The organism is Comamonas sp. MYb21 (assembly GCF_037479395.1).
Taxonomy (GTDB): Bacteria; Pseudomonadota; Gammaproteobacteria; order Burkholderiales; family Burkholderiaceae_C; genus Comamonas.
On the sequence record NZ_JBBGZC010000006.1, the window covers coordinates 217,500 to 233,411 of the forward strand.

A 15,912-nucleotide genomic window follows, 5' to 3' on the forward strand; every position below is an offset into this window, starting at 1 on the left:
AATGTTAGTTGCCCCTTACTCAAGACCCACATATGTTGAACTACGTGATCCGACGTCTCTTGCTGTTCGTGCCTATGCTCGTCGGCATCTCGCTAGCAATCTTTCTTGTTATGCATGCAATCCCAGGTGATCTTGCACGCATGGCAGCTGGACCCGATGCGGTCGAAGCCGATGTGGAGCAGATTCGCAAGACCCACGGGCTCGACAAGCCTCTACACGAGCAATACTGGCTGTACTTGCAGCGCTTGACGTTGAAGGGCGATCTTGGCGACTCCTTTCAAACCTTCGCGCCCGTTACCGAGGGAATCGCCCGAACCCTGCCAGCGACACTGGAACTGGCTACATCGGGCATGCTGCTGGCGGTAGCGCTGGGTGTACCGCTTGGCATCGCTGCAGCACTCCGTCCGGGAGGGGCGTTCGACAGCGCTCTGACCGCGCTGGCCGTGGCAGGAATCTCCATTCCCGGTTTCTTCTTCGGCTTACTGCTGATGCTGCTCTTCGCCGCGACCTTGGGCTGGCTACCGCCCACCGGACGCGGCAGTTGGCAGCAACTGGTGATGCCCGCCATCACGCTGGGTCTTCCCTATGTTGCTACCTTCTCACGGCTAGCGCGCTCCAGCATGCTCGATGTTCTTGGCGAAGACTACATCCGCACCGCTTATGCCAAGGGGGTTGCACGGCCGCGGGTTGTGTTGCGCCACGCCCTCTCCAACGCGTCGATTCCGTTGGTGACGGCCTTCGGCATGGACTTCGGCCGTCTGCTTGGCGGCGCAGTGATTGTCGAGACCGTCTTCGCCTGGCCTGGAATGGGCCGCTACATGATCGACGCGATCATGGTTCGAGACATATACGTCGTTCAGGGAACCATCCTGGCGTTTGCGGCGATGGTCATTCTCATCAATCTCATTGTCGATCTGGTCTATGGATTCCTTGACCCTCGCATCACCTATGCCTGAAGCGCAAATCGCTATGCCCCCAAACGCCTCCGCTGCCTCGGTTGGCAAAGATTCAACAGGCAAGTCAGTGGCCGATGGCGCTGGCCGGGCAGCAAGAGGCCGTACTGACGGGTTCGTCCGCTACCTCTTCAGCGCACGCCGCTGGATTGCACTGATATCGCTGAGCGTCCTGTGCTGCATCTTCGCTATCGCTGCCCTGGCTCCATGGCTGTTTAGCTGGGAGGCGGTCACACAGGTCAATCTCAATCAGGCGCTCGTCGCACCGGGAGCCGGGCTCTGGCTTGGCACCGACGAACTCGGTCGAGATCTGCTGGGCCGCATCGTCTGGGGTGCGCGAATCACGCTGGTCGTGGCCTTCGGCAGCGTGGGCCTCGGTATGGCGGTGGGGGTGTCGCTGGGCGCAATTTGCGGCTTCTACGCGAACGCCATAACTGGTGCGGTGATGCGGCTCATGGACTTCATGATCGCCTTCCCGCGCACTTTGGTGGCGATCATGGTGGTTGCCATTGCTGGCAACAGCGTGATGAGTCTGACGATCGCCATCGCAATCTCGACGATGCCGATCTACGTGCGCTTTTTCGCCGCACCGGTGCGGGCGCTGAAGGAGCGTGAGTTCGTATTGGCTTCGCGGGCCATTGGAGTGGGTGATCTGCGCCTGCTGGCTGCGCACGTAATCCCCAACATCGGCTCGCTCATCATCGTGCAGGCGACGACTTCTTTAGCCGAAGCCATTCTGATCGGCTCTGGGCTGAGTTTTCTAGGGCTGGGGCCGCCTCCCCCCATTCCGGAGTGGGGCGCCATGATCGCCAACTCCCGTGCACATCTTGCCAGCCATCCTCATGTGCTGCTGGCTCCGGGCCTGGTGCTGTGCATCGTGATCCTGAGCTTCAACCTTGTCGGCGATGCACTGCGCGACTACGTCGACCCTCGTTCCCGCACGTCGCGACGCTGACGCCGCGATCACGTTTCGACTTCAACACAACACGGAGACATTCCATGCGTCCCCTACACCCATTCTTCGCCCATCCGCTAGTCGCTGCCAGTCTGACTCTCGGACTGTTGGGCAATGCCGTTCATGTTCAAGCGCAGACCAGCCTGAGGTATGTGCAGGGCACCGAGATCGATACGCTTGATCCGGCCGTTAGCCGCAGCACGCCGTCGCAGATCGTCATGGCTCACATATTCAACCGCCTGGTGAACTGGGACGGTCCCGGCTTCAAGAAGATCGTCCCGGAGTTGGCGGAGTCCTGGAGCGTTTCGCCCGACGGCAAAGTCTGGACTTTCAACCTGCGCAAGGATGTGAAGTTCCATGATGGAACGCCTTTCGATGCTGCCGCCGTCAAGTTCAATCTTGACCGCCTGCGTAGCGCTGAACTTGCTTCACCCAATCGGTCCTACTACGCCGCCATCGACGCTGTGGAGACGCCTAGCGCCTACGTGGTGACCATCACCACTAAGGAGCCTTCGCCCACACTGCTGGAGGTTCTCGCGGGCAACTGGTCCTTCATCAGCAGCCCGGCTGCCATCGAGAAACGGGGGCGTGCCTATGGGCGCAACCCGGTGGGCACCGGCCCCTACATGTTCAAGGACTGGGTGCCCAATGAGCGCGCCGAACTGGTCCGCAACCCCGCCTACTTTGGCACGCCGGGCAAGACCGACCGTCTGGTATTCCGGCCCGTGCCTGAGAACGCGGCCCGCGTCATCGAACTAAAGGCCGGCAATGCGGACGTGGCTGCGAACGTGGCGCCCGAGCTTGCCGCAGAGTTCAAGGGCAATGACAAGATTCTGCTGCAGCAGGAACCCAGCTCCTTTCAGGTTTTCTTCGAGCTGAACGTCACTAAGCCGCCCTTCGACGACGTGCGCGTGCGCAAGGCTGTGAACCTCGCTATCGACCGAAAGGCAATCGTGGAGAAGATTCTGCTGGGTTACGGCCGACCGCCTAATAGTCCCTTCCCCGTCGGTACCCAGGGCCGTCGAGCCTTCCACCCGTACCAGTACAGCCCTGACGAGTCGCGTCGGCTGCTCAAGGAAGTGTTCCCCTCGGGCTATTCCGGCGTGGTGACCATGTGGACGCCTTCTGGCCGCTACACCAAGGATCGCGCCGTTGCGGAAGCTGTGCAGGGCTACCTCAACGCCATCGGCCTGAAGACGGACTTCAAGGTCTGGGAGTGGGCTTCCTATCAGAAGGCTCTGTACCGTCCCGAGCCTGGAAAGGGCACGGGCAAGGGCAGCAGCGACGCAAATATGTGGCTGCTCGGCACCGGCGTTCCGATGGCCGACATCCGCTTGCGGCGCAAATTGGCAACGAACGATCCGTCGAACCTCACCGGCTTTTCCAATCCGATGGTCGATGGTCTGTTGACGAAGGCTTCTATTGAGATGGACTACAAAAAGCGCATGGATGCCTATGGAGAAATCCAGCGCATCGCCTGGGAACTTGATCCCAGCACCATACCGCTCTTCGATCAAGTGCAGCTCATTGGCGTGCGCAAGGGTGTCAAGGGCCTGTCCATCTACAGCGACGAATCCATCCAGTTCCACAACGCCATCTCGGGACGCTGAGCCCGCATCTGGCCTTTGCACTAGCACATCAATGACATACCCCACTTCGCAAGAGATCCTGCTAACCGATGCCAGGCTGAGCGCGCCACCGGCGCCGAGGCTGATCAAGTACCACGACCTGCCCGGCCTTGAACGCGAGAAGAAACAGTTCCAGGAGTTCGTCGCCGTCGATATGGCCCACACCACAATGCTGGTCGAGGAGGGCATCATCTCGGCCGCTGCGGGCCGCGCCATCCTGCAGCAACTTCTCGCGATCCGCCACATGAAGCCGTCGGACTTTCCGACTGATGTGCGCAAGGGCAGCTTCCTGCTTCAAGTCGAGTCCTACCTCTTCGCAGCCATCGGTGAAGACGTGGGCGGCCAGATGCACACAGGTCGAAGTCGCATCGACCAGGGCGCCACCGTCCGCCGGCTCTACAAACGCAACCGTCTGCTGAACGTGATGGACCGGATCAACGATTTGCAGGATGCCATCGCCGAGCAGGCGCGTCACCATGCTCGGACCATCATGCCCGGCTACACGCATATGCAGCATGCGCAGCCATGGGTCTTCGGTCACTACCTGCTGAGCTTCAGCTCACGACTGCACGACAGCTTCCAGCGTCTGACCGAAGTATGGGCGCGTGTGAACCGCAATCCGCTGGGGGCGGTGGGTTTGGCCGGCACTTCTTGGCCGTTGAACCGCGCACGCACCACGGAACTGCTCGGTTTTGACGGCCTGGTAGAGAACTCCAAACTCGGCCGAGAAGCCTACTATGCGGCTGAGGCCATCGGCGCGCTCGCGTTCGTGATGGCTGATCTCAACGACTTGGCAACCGACCTGCATGTCTGGTCTAGCACCGAGTTCGGGCTGGTCGAAAGCGACGACAGCTACTGCGGCACCAGCAGCATCTTCCCCCAGAAGAAGAACCCTGCGGGCCTGGAAACCATCAAGAAGGCGGCGGGTTCGGCAACAACTTGGCTGGCCACGGCTCTGGCCACCTTCCGTGCCGAAGGGACAGGGGACCAGGCTGTTCGGGACCTGCCGCTGATCGACGAAGCGCTGACCACTACAGAGGGAATGCTCGACCTCTTCACCGGTGTGATCGAGACGCTAATCGTGCACGAGGAACGCATGGCTGCGTCCCTCAACAACAGTTGGTGCACGGCCAGCAACCTGGCTGACGTGATTGTGCGCGAGCGCAGCCTCTCATTCCGCCAAGTGCACCATATCGTGGCCCGTGTCGTGCGCAATGCTCTGGCAAAGGGTATTCGTCCCAGCGCATTGACCAGTGCGCTCCTGGACGAAGCGGCGCTTGAGACGGCGGGTATTGAACTCAAGCTCGGCGACCAAGTCGTGCGCGATGCGCTCGATCCGCGCCGATTCGTCGAAACCCGTGTCACCGATGGCAGCGTGGCACCTCTACAGGTCACTCGTCTGCTTGCCCATGCCCACTCGGAACGCGAGGCTGACCGCCGCTGGATGGCAGGCACCCGTGCCAAGCTGGCCCATGCCCACGAGGAATTGGATGCGGCGGTAGGGGGGATCGTTGCACTGGAGAGAACCGCATGAGGGCCGATCTCGTTGCCAGAGTGCAGGATCTGAGCGTGTCCTTTGGCGGTTTGGGAGAGGCGCCGGCGGTACGTCAAGTGTCCTTCGAGGTTGCGCGCGGCAAGACGCTGGCCATCGTCGGGGAATCCGGGTCGGGCAAGTCGGTGACTTCGCTAGCGCTCATGCGCCTGGTCGAACTCGGTGGCGGCCGCATCGTTTCGGGCCAGATGGAGTTGCGCACGCGCCACCACGGTGTGTTGGATTTGACGCAGGCGCCAGAGTCTCAACTGCGCCGCCTGCGCGGTGCGGACATGGCGATGATCTTCCAGGAACCCATGACCTCGCTGAACCCGGTGTTCAAGGTGGGCGAGCAATTGCTGGAGGCCATTCGCCTGCACCAGCCTGGTGACCGCGCCACCATGCTCGCCCGAGCGCTGCGCATCTTGGACATGGTGCGTATCCCCGACGCGCGCCAGGTGATGGGTCGCTACCCGCACCAGCTCTCCGGCGGCATGCGCCAACGCATCATGATCGCCATGGCGCTGGCCTGCGAGCCCACGCTCCTTATTGCCGATGAGCCCACCACAGCGCTTGATGTGACGGTGCAGTCGCAGATCCTGCAGATCATCCGCGGGCTGCAGGATGACTTGCACATGGGCGTGGTCTTCATCACCCACGACATGGGCGTGGTGGCCGAGATCGCTGATGAAGTGATGGTCATGCGCAATGGCGAGACGGTCGAGCGCGGCGCAGTCGGCTGCATCTTTGCGCAACCCCAGCATCCATACACACGAAATCTGCTGGCGGCGGTGCCTCGGCTTGGCGCCATGCGAGGCACCGAGTTGCCTGCCAAGTTTCCGCTGATCGAGTCTGAAGCCGCAGACGGCGATTCGGAAACGATCTCACACTGGGGGTTGCCTCTGAACGCGCATGCGCCGGACTACACACAGCCGCCGTTGCTGCGCGTGCGCAATCTGGTGACCCGCTACGACCTGCGCGGCGGCATTCTCGGACGTGTGCAGCGCCGCGTTCATGCGGTAGAGGACGTGAGTTTCGACCTCTTTGCTGGCGAGACGCTCGCCCTCGTCGGTGAGTCGGGCTGCGGAAAATCCACGACCGCTCGCGCGGTGGCGCGACTCCTGCAAACTCAGGGAGGGCAGATCGAGTTCGATGGCAAGCCTATCGGCGCTATGACCGGCGGCAGGCTTAAGGCGCTGCGGCGTGAAGTCCAGATGGTGTTCCAGGATCCCTACGCCTCGCTCGATCCCCGCCGAACAATCGAAGACTCGCTGCTGGAGCCGCTCACGGTTCACGGTATCGCGCACGGCGAGGAAGCGCGCCAGCGGGTCAGCGAACTACTGCGCAAGGTCGGATTGCTGCCTGAGCATGCGAAGCGCTACCCCCATGAGTTCTCTGGCGGACAACGGCAGCGCATCTGCATCGCGCGGGCGCTGGCACTGTCGCCGCGCCTGATCGTCGCCGATGAGTCGGTCTCCGCGCTCGATGTCTCCATTCAAGCGCAGGTCATCAACATGATGCAGGACCTGCAGCGCGAACTGGGCATCGCCTTTCTATTCATCTCGCACGACCTGGCCGTGGTCGAACGTGTGAGCCACCGGGTCGCTGTGATGTACCTGGGACGCATCGTGGAGATCGGCTCCCGCCAGCAGATTTTCGAGAACCCTCTTCATCCCTACACCCGCAAGTTGATGGCCGCCGTGCCGGTAGCAGACCCTGAGCGCCGCAATCTGCGCCAGATGCTGGATGGGGAGATTCCCAGCCCCGTGCACGACTTGGCCTACATCCCGCCGGAGCTGCGGCTAGAGGAAGTAGCGCCTGGCCATCTCGTAGCTCAGGATGCCCTGCTGGTGGCCTGATTCTGAATACAGCGCACAAAGGAGAGCCAATGCAATAGCGAACTAGACCCGGACATCTGCTGAATCCGTTGCCGTCTCTTTGCTTCGAGCCGAGAGCTCGGGCTTCCTTTTGCCGATCGTCCCTAAACCTATCGAATGCGAACCCGCTTTGGGCCGCGCAGGGATAGAGCTGCGTCTGCTTTCAGGAAAGAGGAGAGGCAGTCAACGCAACTATGACAAGTCGCCCCGCGCCGGGTAATTTTATCGGAGATCTTCAAATGAAAAAACACCTTCTGTCGTCCCTCATGTTTGCCATCTCGGGCAGCCGCTGGAACCGCACCGTCGAGCGCTGAGCAATCGCTATTCGCTTATCCACGAACCGCCAGATCACCATGAACATATTGACAGACCAGGACCAGAGACCGGCTTGCAGTTGGGGCGTTCAGGTTCTCATGGAGACGTCCATGAATCAGCTCAAGAGGTGGCTATTGCCGCTCGCTCTCGGGTGGGCGGCGCTGGGAGGGTCGCAATCCGCGCATGCCGTGCAAATCGTTGTCGGCCAAGTGGCGCCGCTGTCCGGATCAAACGCCAGCCAAGGACGCGCCTACGCCGCAGGCATGCAGTTGCTCTTCACTGCGATCAACCGGTCGGGAGGAGTCAACGGCCACACCTTTGCCCTGGTGAGCAGGGACGACGGTGGTCGATCGGGAGATACGGTTCAACTCACTCAGCAGTTACTGAGTGAGAGCCAGCCTACGTTGCTGGCAGGCTACTTCGGTAGCCGCAACATTTCCGAACTGGTCAGCTCCGGCATCTTGGAGAAGGAACGGATCGCTCTGGTGGGCTACCGGGCGGCCGATGTTCGGCTTGCCGCACCTCAGCTCTACAACGTGCGCGCGAGCCTGCGTGACGAACTCAGTGCGATGGGTAAGCATTTGACGACATTGGGCGTCACACGCCTGGGTCTGCTCTACGAGGAAGGTCCCGGAGCGGCTGCGCTCATAACGACTTTTGAAGAGATCCTGAGGGGGACCAACGCGAGCGTCGTCTCGAAAGCCGCCTACGCAGCCCATACCAAACGCTTAACGGACGCGCTCGACACCTTCATCACGGACAAGCCACAAGCCATCATCCTCGTGTGCAACGGGGAGGTTTGCGCGCGGTTCATCGAGCGATACCGTGCGGAAGGCGGAGCTGCACAACTCTTCGTGCACTCGGGTGCCGACATGGAGCGCGTGACTAAGCGGATTTCGGAGAACCGTCTTGCCTTCGTCTCCAGCGTCATGCAGGGGGTGGCCATCGCGCAGGTCGTTCCGAATCCGTTATTCGTATCCAGGCTGGCCAAGGAACTCACGGATATGGTGGGAAAGGGCAAACAGGATACGCCTGTGAGCTACGTCATGATGGAAGGCTACATCGCAGCGAAAGTGATCGCCGAAGCTGTACGGCGTCAGGGCGCTCGCCCTACCCGCGAGGGCATGGCCGCTGCGCTGGACAGCATCGACAGCCTCGACCTGGGCGGCTACGTTGTCGGGTTCAAGCCGGGTATGCGAGACGGGTCAAAGCGCGTGGAACTCACTGTCATCAGCGATACCGGAAAGATTCGGCAATGACGGCGATAGTTAAAGCAATTGGGTTTCCTTCCGGGACATCCCCCGGCTAGCCGTCAACTTAACCACTCATACGTTTTTTTTTACCAACTCACCCGATCGCCAAAGGAGGCTATGTATGAATTCAATTTTTAAGATCGCTGCTGCAGCCATGATCTCTCTCTCTTCCATCACCGTCTTCGCGGATATCTATCCGAACAAGCCGATTCGACTTGTTGTGCCGTTTGCCGCTGGAGGCACCACCGACAACGTCGGTCGATTGCTGGCAACTCGGTTGTCGGAGAAGCTCGGGCAACCAGTGGTGGTAGACAACCGTGGCGGCGCAGGGGGGAATATTGGGATGGATTTGGTGGCCAAGTCGCCCTCCGACGGATACACCCTGCTTCTTACAGGTGTGGCGACGCAATCCATCGGCGTGTCTCTTTACAAGCGTCTCCCGTTTGACCCTCAGAAAGACTTCACACCCATAGCTATTTTTGCGAGTGTCCCCAACGTACTAGTTGTTAATCCCAAGCTTCCCGTGAAAACGGTCTCTGAACTGATTGCGTACAGCAAGAGCAAGCCAGGCAGCCTTTTCATGGGTTCTGCAGGTAGCGGAACTACGAACCACTTGTCGGGTGAATTGTTTAAATCTATGACGGGGTCAACTTTCACTCATGTGCCGTACAAGGGCAGTGGCCCGGCAATGGCCGACTTGCTGGCGAATCAAGTACATCTCATGTTCGACAACCTGCCAGGCTCCTTGCCTCATGTGAAGCGGGGCGCTCTTCGCCCACTCGCCGTAACCAGCGAGAAGCGCTCTCCCGTTTTGCCAGACGTACCAACAATGGCCGAAGCTGGCGTGCCTGGCTATGTCGTAGATGCTTGGTTTGGGTTAGTCGCTCCCAAGAATCTTCCTAAGGAGGTGCTGGCCAAGCTTTCTCAGGAGGTTACGCAGATCGCTCAGGAGAAAGGGATGGTGGAGAAGCTCGCCGCACTTGGAGCAACTCCACTCACTTCGACTCCTGCAGAATTTGCCCAACGTATTCAAAGCGATACCGTTAAGTGGTCCAAGATCATTCAGGAGTCAGGAGCGACTGTCGACTGAACCGGTTCTTTCAAGATTCAAAAAGTGTCCGGCGAAGAAAGGACCGCATCAACCAAAGCGGCCGCAGCGACAGACGGTTCATGCCTTCAGTCTGTGTTGGATGAGATCAGTCTCGAGGTTTCCAAGCGGAGAGATCGCGGAAGAGTCGCTGACTACATCCCGGCACTCGCGCGGGTTGATCCATCGCAGTTTGGCTTGGCGGTTTTCACGACAGACGGTCAGCTCTTCTCTTCTGGAGATGCGCATGTAGCCTTCTCAATTCAGTCGATATCGAAAGTCTTTTCGCTGACTATGGCACTCGGTTCTATAGGCGATTCGCTTTGGCGGCGAGTGGGGCGGGAGCCATCGGGGAATTCTTTCAATTCCATCGTTCTTTTGGAGCACGAGAAGGGCATCCCTCGCAATCCCTTCATCAACCCGGGAGCGCTTGTAGTTACAGATGTGCTTCTATCGAGTCTCGCTCCGCGCGAGACCATTGGCGAAATTCTTCAATTCATGCGCGTCCTCTCCGGCAGTGAACAAATCTTGGTCGATCCTGGTGTAGCTTCAGCGGAGAAAGCCACTGGATTTCGCAATATTGCACATGCCAACTTTTTGAAAAGTTGTGGAAATCTCCTCAGCCCCCCAGAGCACGTGCTGGGTGTCTATTTCCACCAATGCGCCATTGCGATGGATTGCACCCAGTTAGCACGTGCTGGAGGATTTCTAGCTGCAGCTGGCCGCAATCCCACTACGGGGCTCAGCGTCGTCTCTGCTGAGAAAGCGCGGTGTATCAATTCTTTGATGATGACGTGTGGTCACTATGACGGCTCTGGTGACTTTGCTTTTCGTGTTGGCTTACCGTCGAAAAGCGGCGTTGGCGGCGGGATTCTTGCCGTGGTTCCCGGCGTCGCTTCCGTAGTGGCTTGGTCTCCTGGGCTGAACACGCAGGGCAACTCTGCTTTGGGAATCGCCGCGTTGGAAATGCTGGCGCGGCGAATGAATTGGTCGGTATTTTGAGGTCGCACGCCACCACCGAGAGATCTAGTTTTGAAATGCGAAGCGTCTCAATGATCGAACTACGACACCTTCGCTACTTCGTCGCGGTCGCAGAGGAACTGAATTTCCGTCGTGCTGCGGAGCGCGTTCACATCGATCAAACTCCCCTCTCGCGTGCCATCCGCGACCTTGAGGACCGGCTCGGCCTTCAGTTGTTCGTTCGCAGCCCGCGTAAGCTGCACCTCACTCCTGCCGGAGAACGCCTTCTGAAAGAGGCTCGCAAGGTTTTCATCCGCGTCGACCGCGCCTATCGCGTTGTGCGTGAGACGGATGCGCGCTTTCGTGCTCCACTGCGCATTGGCGTGGCCGATGGCATTGCCCAGCCAAAGCTCTCTGAATGCTTCGCCCGCTGGTGCAAGCTGGAACCTGCTATCCCGTTAGAACTGAACGAAATGCGCGCTTCGGAACTCGCAGACGGGTTGGAAAGGGGGGAACTGGATGCTGGCTTTTCATTCGGTCTTCTCGACAACGAAACTGTTGCGCAGCATCCGGCGTGGAGCTACCCGGTCATGGCGCTACTTCCCATGGGACATGAACTAGCGATGCAAGCGGTCCTTTCCATGGAGGAATTGTTGGCTTTTCCTTTGCTTTCCTATCATCCCGAGCGGCAGCCAGGCTTCTCGCATCAACTGCGGACCATCGTGCGCGGACACTCGACAACGCCCACAGTCGCGGGAGAAGCTTGTACGCTGGCAGGTTACGTAACGCGTATCGCTGCTGGTATGGGAGTTGGCCTGGCAGATGAGGGGCATATGGCAATGCTACGTCGTGGCGACGTAGCAGTCGTCCCTCTGAGTGAAGATGAGCGCGTGACAACGTTCGTGCTGCACAAACACCAGCGCTTCGGACTACACGGCGCATTGCAACGATTTCTCACGCACGCCACAACTTTGCATTGAATGTTACTTACATTGCTCGGGCCCGTGCCCCGACCCGCGTCAAAAGCTTTGGACAAAGCTCCCCTCCGTTGCAAGACTCCCGCGCGTGACGACCTGAAGGTTCTGCCCTCGGCCCCCAAGCCATAGCCAGCTATCCCGCCAGCGTACGCCGCTTCACGCCCTGATGGGTGTGCCTAGCGGCGGCTTGATTCCAGACTCATGCCTGTGTGCCACCAACGCGCACAAGCACTGAATCAACATACACGCAAAGGAGGGGCCCATGCCTGCATCAGCCACTGGCATCCTGTTCGGACAGATTACCGTGGTGTCTGGTGTGGCCATGGGCGGCGTGTGGACGGCCACTCAGTGGACGGCTCGCTCATTGGGCTACCAGCCCAGGCTTGGAACTGCCTGGTTCGAGCTGTCCGGCGTGCCAGTCTACGAGCCCTGGAAGCTCTTCGAGTGGTGGTACTTCTTCGATGCCTATGCTCCGCATGTGTTCGAGCGCGGCGGCTTTATTGCAGCATCCAGCGGTCTGCTCGCTACCGGCGCAGCCATCGCCATGGCGGTTTGGCGCGCCCGCATGGCCAAGCAGGTCACCACCTACGGCTCCGCTCGCTGGGCTGAGCAGGACGAGATCGCAAAGACTGGCCTGACGGACCCTGCCGGGGTTTTCCTAGGTAAGGCTCCCGGCAAGGGGGAGTCCTACCTTCGCCACGAAGGCCCGGAGCACGTGATGGCTTTCGCGCCCACCCGTTCGGGCAAGGGCGTCGGGCTAGTGGTGCCCACGCTGCTCTCCTGGCCTGGCTCCACCGTGATCCACGACATCAAGGGCGAGAACTGGAATCTCACCGCGGGGTGGCGCGCGCGTTTCTCGCACTGCCTGCTCTTCAATCCCACCGACGCCAGGTCGGCTGCCTACAACCCGTTGCTCGAAGTTCGTCGCGGTGACCATGAAGTCCGTGACGTGCAGAACATCGCTGACATCCTGGTGGACCCTGAAGGGGCCCTGGAGCGCCGCAACCACTGGGAGAAGACCAGCCACGCATTGCTGGTTGGAGCCATCCTTCACGTTCTGTATGCGGGTGAAGACAAGACCCTGCGCGGCGTGGCCAACTTTCTGTCTGATCCAGCTTGCCCTTTTGAAGTGACGCTGCACCGGATGATGACCACCCATCACTTGGCGGAGAGTGTTCACCCCGTGGTGGCATCTGCCGCCCGCGAAGTTCTCAACAAGAGCGAGAACGAACGCTCGGGCGTGCTGTCCACCGCCATGAGCTTCCTGGGCTTGTACCGCGACCCCACGGTGGCCGAGGTGACTTCTCGCTGCGACTGGCGCATTGCCGACCTGATCTCCGCCGAGCACCCGGTCTCGCTGTACCTCGTGGTGCCGCCCTCTGACATCAGCCGCACCAAGCCGCTGATCCGCCTGATCCTCAACCAGGTCGGCCGCCGCCTCACCGAGTCGCTGGATGGCTCGGACGGAATCGAGCGCCGGCACAAGCTGCTGTTGATGCTCGACGAGTTTCCAGCCCTCGGGCGCCTCGACTTCTTCGAATCGGCCCTGGCCTTCATGGCGGGTTACGGCCTGCGAGCCTTCCTGATCGCCCAATCCCTGAACCAGATCGACAAGGCCTACGGACCCAACCACTCGATCCTCGACAACTGCCATGTGCGCGTCGCGTTCGCGACCAACGATGAGCGCACGGCCAAGCGGATATCTGAGGCGCTGGGTACCGCGACCGAACTGCGCGCCCAGCGCAACTATGCCGGTCACAGGCTCGCTCCTTGGCTGGGCCACCTGATGGTGTCGCGGCAGGAGACGGCACGGCCGCTGCTCACGCCTGGCGAGGTCATGCAGCTACCGCCTGAGGATGAGGTGGTGATGGTCTCCGGCCATCCTCCCATCAAGGCCAAGAAGCTGCGCTATTACCTGGATCGCAATTTCACGGGCAGGGTTTTGAAGGCGCCGGTATTGGTCGCAGGCACCTATGCGGACCGGCCGGCGACGCGGGCGGACGATTGGAGTGGGTTGGCGCCGCTGGTGGCGCCTGGCGCGTCGAGTGTGAGCGAGGAGGGTGGTTTTGCCGACGAAGGCGGGCACCAGCTCAAGCCCGAGCTGGAGATTTCGCCGGTCGATGTGGACGAACCGGGCACTGGCGACCTGCTCGTGCTGGATGACGAGGACGATGTTCCGCTGCGGCCCCAGGACGTGGACAGGCAGCTCATGCGCACCGCGCGGCTGGCGGCACTGGATCCGGATGACGGGATTGCGCTATGAGCCGCTCGCGCCTGAACATTTTCATCGAGCCTGCGCACGCCAAGCGGCTGGACCAACTGGCCGTGCACAAGGGCGTATCTAAGTCCGCGATCGTGGCGGCGGCACTTTCTTCGTTCCTCTCGCCCGATGGCGGCGACCAGCGCGAAGCGGCGATGACCAAGCGGCTGGACAGACTCTCCCGGCAGTTTGATCGCCTGGAGCGCGACCAGAACATCCTGATCGAGACGGTGGCGCTCTACGTCCGCTACTTCCTTACGGTGTCGATCCCGGTGCCGGAGGGGCACCAGGACGCTGCGCGCGCGCAGGGCCGGGCGCGCTATGCCCAGTTCATCGAGCAACTGGCCCGCCATCTGCAGCGCGGCCGCAGCCTGGTCCGGGAGGTGCACGAGGAGATTGAGCCTGCCGGCAACAGTCTAGAGCCCAAGCCTGAATCCGGGAGTGCCGATGGCGCGCAGGCCTGACCAGGAACCGGGCCGCGAGGGCGTCAGCAATGCGGCGGTTTCTCTGGACCGGCGCGTCCGCATGCTGCGCACGGCCTTAGGACCGGAGATCGCTGCAGCCCTCGAAGACCCGGAGGTGGTCGAAGTCATGCTCAATCCGGACGGCTCTTTGTGGGTGGATCGGCTGGGCTCGGGGCGAGAGCCCACGGGTGCCTCTTTGTCGGCTCCAGTGGCTGAACGCATCATCCGCCTGGTGGCTGCGCATGTGCGTGCCGAGGTGCATGCAGGCTTGCCCATCCTCTCGGCCGAGCTGCCAGAGACGGGGGAACGTTTTTTGGGGGTGCTGCCGCCCGTGGTGCGTGCGCCCTCATTCGCTATCCGCAAGCGGGCGCTGCGCATCCTGACCCTGGCGGACTACGTGGCCGATGGTGTGATGACCGAGGCCCAGGCGGCCTTTCTGCGCTCCGCCGTGCGCCAGCGCCTGAACATCGTCGTGGCGGGTGGCACCAGCACCGGCAAGACCACGCTGGCCAATGCGCTGCTGGACGAGATCGCCCAGACCCGGGACCGGGTGCTGATCCTCGAAGACACGGTGGAGCTGCAGTGCCGATCCGACGACCACGTCGGCATGCGCAGCGAACCAGGGGTGACCACCATGGCCGACCTGGTGCGCGCCACCCTGCGCCTGCGGCCGGACCGCATCGTCGTTGGAGAGGTGCGCGGCGCCGAGGCACTGGACCTGCTCAAGGCCTGGGGCACCGGCCACCCGGGCGGCATCGCCACCGTGCATGCGGGCTCCGCACTGGGCGCGCTCACGCGTCTGGAGCAACTGGTGCAGGAAGTCTCCGTCACCGTGCCGCGCGCCCTGATTGCCGAGGCAGTGAATGTGATCGTCTTCATCGCCGGACGGGGACGCGCACGCCGCGTGCGCGAGATCGCCCGCGTCGTTGGATATGACAGCCAGGGCTACCAACTCGACACCACGCTGGGGCGATTGCCTTGGGTCTCGTCGTCTACGGCTTCCACTTCTTCCCCTTCCTCAACCCCTGGAGAACAGCCATGACACATTCCCGCGTTTCCGTAAAACCTCTTTTGCACGCTGCCGCCGTGGCAGCCGTGTTGCTGGCCATTGCCGTTCCCGCGCACGCCGCTGGCTCCAACATGCCGTGGGAAGCGCCGCTGCAGTCCATCCTCGAATCCATCCAGGGGCCGGTGGCGCGCATCGTGGCAGTGATCATCATCATTGCCACGGGGCTGACGCTGGCATTTGGTGATACGTCGGGGGGCTTTCGCAAGCTGGTGCAGATCGTCTTCGGGCTGTCCATTGCATTCGCGGCATCGAGCTTCTTTCTGTCGTTCTTCTCGTTCGCGGGTGGGGCGGTGCTGGCATGAGCGGCGGACTTGTCTCTGGGGCCATTCCAGGCTTCGAGGTCCCCTTGCACCGGTCCTTGACCGAGCCCATTCTGATAGGCGGGGCACCCCGCACGGTAGCCATCACCAATGGCACGCTGGCCGCCGCGGTCGGCTTGGGCCTGCAGCTGTGGATCCCGGGCCTGGTGCTCTGGATCGCCGGGCATTCGCTGGCGGTCTGGGGTGCGCGCATGGACGCGCAGTTCATGCAGGTGTTCGCGCGGCACATCAAGCACCGTGTGCTGCTGGATGTCTGAGGTCAG

At 61.2% G+C, this 15,912-nt stretch carries 14 protein-coding genes; all 14 read left to right on the forward strand.

Going from position 1 to position 15,912, the window contains the following annotated elements; translation table 11 throughout:
- The first annotated feature begins 32 nt into the window (after positions 1-32).
- The 14 genes from WH367_RS10860 to WH367_RS10925 all read left to right on the forward strand — a co-directional run bounded on the left by WH367_RS10860 (position 33) and on the right by WH367_RS10925 (position 15,906).
- Entirely contained in the window at positions 33-956 is a 924-nt protein-coding gene (locus tag WH367_RS10860) for an ABC transporter permease (protein ID WP_339536005.1), read from the forward strand.
- A complete protein-coding gene (locus tag WH367_RS10865) occupies positions 949-1,908 on the forward strand; it encodes an ABC transporter permease (protein WP_339536007.1) in 960 nt (319 codons plus the stop codon). The genes WH367_RS10860 and WH367_RS10865 overlap by 8 nt, the downstream gene beginning before the upstream one ends.
- Before the next feature lie 44 nt (positions 1,909-1,952).
- A complete protein-coding gene (locus WH367_RS10870; protein WP_339536009.1) occupies positions 1,953-3,518 on the forward strand; it encodes a glutathione ABC transporter substrate-binding protein in 1,566 nt (521 codons plus the stop codon).
- 31 nt (positions 3,519-3,549) lie between these two features.
- The gene (gene argH / locus WH367_RS10875) at positions 3,550-5,070 is read left to right on the forward strand and encodes an argininosuccinate lyase (protein WP_339536011.1); all 1,521 of its coding nucleotides are present in this window, start codon (positions 3,550-3,552) and stop codon (positions 5,068-5,070) included.
- Positions 5,067-6,926, forward strand: coding sequence for a dipeptide ABC transporter ATP-binding protein (locus tag WH367_RS10880; protein ID WP_339536013.1), 1,860 nt, complete (start codon positions 5,067-5,069; stop codon positions 6,924-6,926). The genes argH and WH367_RS10880 overlap by 4 nt, the downstream gene beginning before the upstream one ends.
- A 443-nt stretch (positions 6,927-7,369) precedes the next feature.
- On the forward strand, positions 7,370-8,518 hold the full coding sequence (locus WH367_RS10885; RefSeq protein ID WP_339536015.1) for an ABC transporter substrate-binding protein: 1,149 nt from the start codon (positions 7,370-7,372) through the stop codon (positions 8,516-8,518).
- A 115-nt stretch (positions 8,519-8,633) separates the two neighbouring features.
- Complete coding sequence (locus WH367_RS10890; protein WP_339536016.1) at positions 8,634-9,602, forward strand: Bug family tripartite tricarboxylate transporter substrate binding protein; 969 nt, start codon at positions 8,634-8,636, stop codon at positions 9,600-9,602.
- A 96-nt stretch (positions 9,603-9,698) separates the two neighbouring features.
- Entirely contained in the window at positions 9,699-10,601 is a 903-nt protein-coding gene (locus WH367_RS10895) for a glutaminase (RefSeq protein ID WP_445228100.1), read from the forward strand.
- A 50-nt stretch (positions 10,602-10,651) separates the two neighbouring features.
- Entirely contained in the window at positions 10,652-11,539 is an 888-nt protein-coding gene (locus tag WH367_RS10900) for a LysR family transcriptional regulator (RefSeq protein WP_339536019.1), read from the forward strand.
- Positions 11,540-11,798: 259 nt separating this feature from the next.
- Positions 11,799-13,799: a conjugal transfer protein TraG gene (locus WH367_RS10905; RefSeq protein ID WP_339536020.1), complete on the forward strand. Its 2,001-nt coding sequence runs from the start codon at positions 11,799-11,801 to the stop codon at positions 13,797-13,799.
- Positions 13,796-14,260, forward strand: coding sequence for a CopG family transcriptional regulator (locus WH367_RS10910; protein ID WP_339536021.1), 465 nt, complete (start codon positions 13,796-13,798; stop codon positions 14,258-14,260). Before WH367_RS10905 ends, WH367_RS10910 begins: the two co-directional genes overlap by 4 nt.
- Positions 14,244-15,302: a P-type conjugative transfer ATPase TrbB gene (gene trbB, locus WH367_RS10915; protein ID WP_339536022.1), complete on the forward strand. Its 1,059-nt coding sequence runs from the start codon at positions 14,244-14,246 to the stop codon at positions 15,300-15,302. Before WH367_RS10910 ends, trbB begins: the two co-directional genes overlap by 17 nt.
- The gene (locus WH367_RS10920; RefSeq protein WP_445228101.1) at positions 15,299-15,631 is read left to right on the forward strand and encodes a TrbC/VirB2 family protein; all 333 of its coding nucleotides are present in this window, start codon (positions 15,299-15,301) and stop codon (positions 15,629-15,631) included. Before trbB ends, WH367_RS10920 begins: the two co-directional genes overlap by 4 nt.
- Positions 15,628-15,906 carry a VirB3 family type IV secretion system protein gene (locus WH367_RS10925; protein WP_339536024.1) on the forward strand — a complete coding sequence of 93 codons (279 nt, stop codon included), beginning with the start codon at positions 15,628-15,630 and terminating at the stop codon, positions 15,904-15,906. Before WH367_RS10920 ends, WH367_RS10925 begins: the two co-directional genes overlap by 4 nt.
- Positions 15,907-15,912: the final 6 nt, after the last annotated feature.

Excerpts from the sequence above, each read along its gene's own strand:
- WH367_RS10860 (WP_339536005.1), top strand. The coding sequence starts at position 33 with ATGTTGAACTACGTGATCCGACGTCTCTTGCTGTTCGTGCCTATGCTC.
- WH367_RS10865 (WP_339536007.1), top strand. The coding sequence starts at position 949 with ATGCCTGAAGCGCAAATCGCTATGCCCCCAAACGCCTCCGCTGCCTCG.
- WH367_RS10870 (WP_339536009.1), top strand. The coding sequence starts at position 1,953 with ATGCGTCCCCTACACCCATTCTTCGCCCATCCGCTAGTCGCTGCCAGT.
- argH (WP_339536011.1), top strand. The coding sequence starts at position 3,550 with ATGACATACCCCACTTCGCAAGAGATCCTGCTAACCGATGCCAGGCTG.
- WH367_RS10880 (WP_339536013.1), top strand. The coding sequence starts at position 5,067 with ATGAGGGCCGATCTCGTTGCCAGAGTGCAGGATCTGAGCGTGTCCTTT.
- WH367_RS10885 (WP_339536015.1), top strand. The coding sequence starts at position 7,370 with ATGAATCAGCTCAAGAGGTGGCTATTGCCGCTCGCTCTCGGGTGGGCG.
- WH367_RS10890 (WP_339536016.1), top strand. The coding sequence starts at position 8,634 with ATGAATTCAATTTTTAAGATCGCTGCTGCAGCCATGATCTCTCTCTCT.
- WH367_RS10900 (WP_339536019.1), top strand. The coding sequence starts at position 10,652 with ATGATCGAACTACGACACCTTCGCTACTTCGTCGCGGTCGCAGAGGAA.
- WH367_RS10905 (WP_339536020.1), top strand. The coding sequence starts at position 11,799 with ATGCCTGCATCAGCCACTGGCATCCTGTTCGGACAGATTACCGTGGTG.
- WH367_RS10910 (WP_339536021.1), top strand. The coding sequence starts at position 13,796 with ATGAGCCGCTCGCGCCTGAACATTTTCATCGAGCCTGCGCACGCCAAG.
- trbB (WP_339536022.1), top strand. The coding sequence starts at position 14,244 with ATGGCGCGCAGGCCTGACCAGGAACCGGGCCGCGAGGGCGTCAGCAAT.
- WH367_RS10920 (WP_445228101.1), top strand. The coding sequence starts at position 15,299 with ATGACACATTCCCGCGTTTCCGTAAAACCTCTTTTGCACGCTGCCGCC.
- WH367_RS10925 (WP_339536024.1), top strand. The coding sequence starts at position 15,628 with ATGAGCGGCGGACTTGTCTCTGGGGCCATTCCAGGCTTCGAGGTCCCC.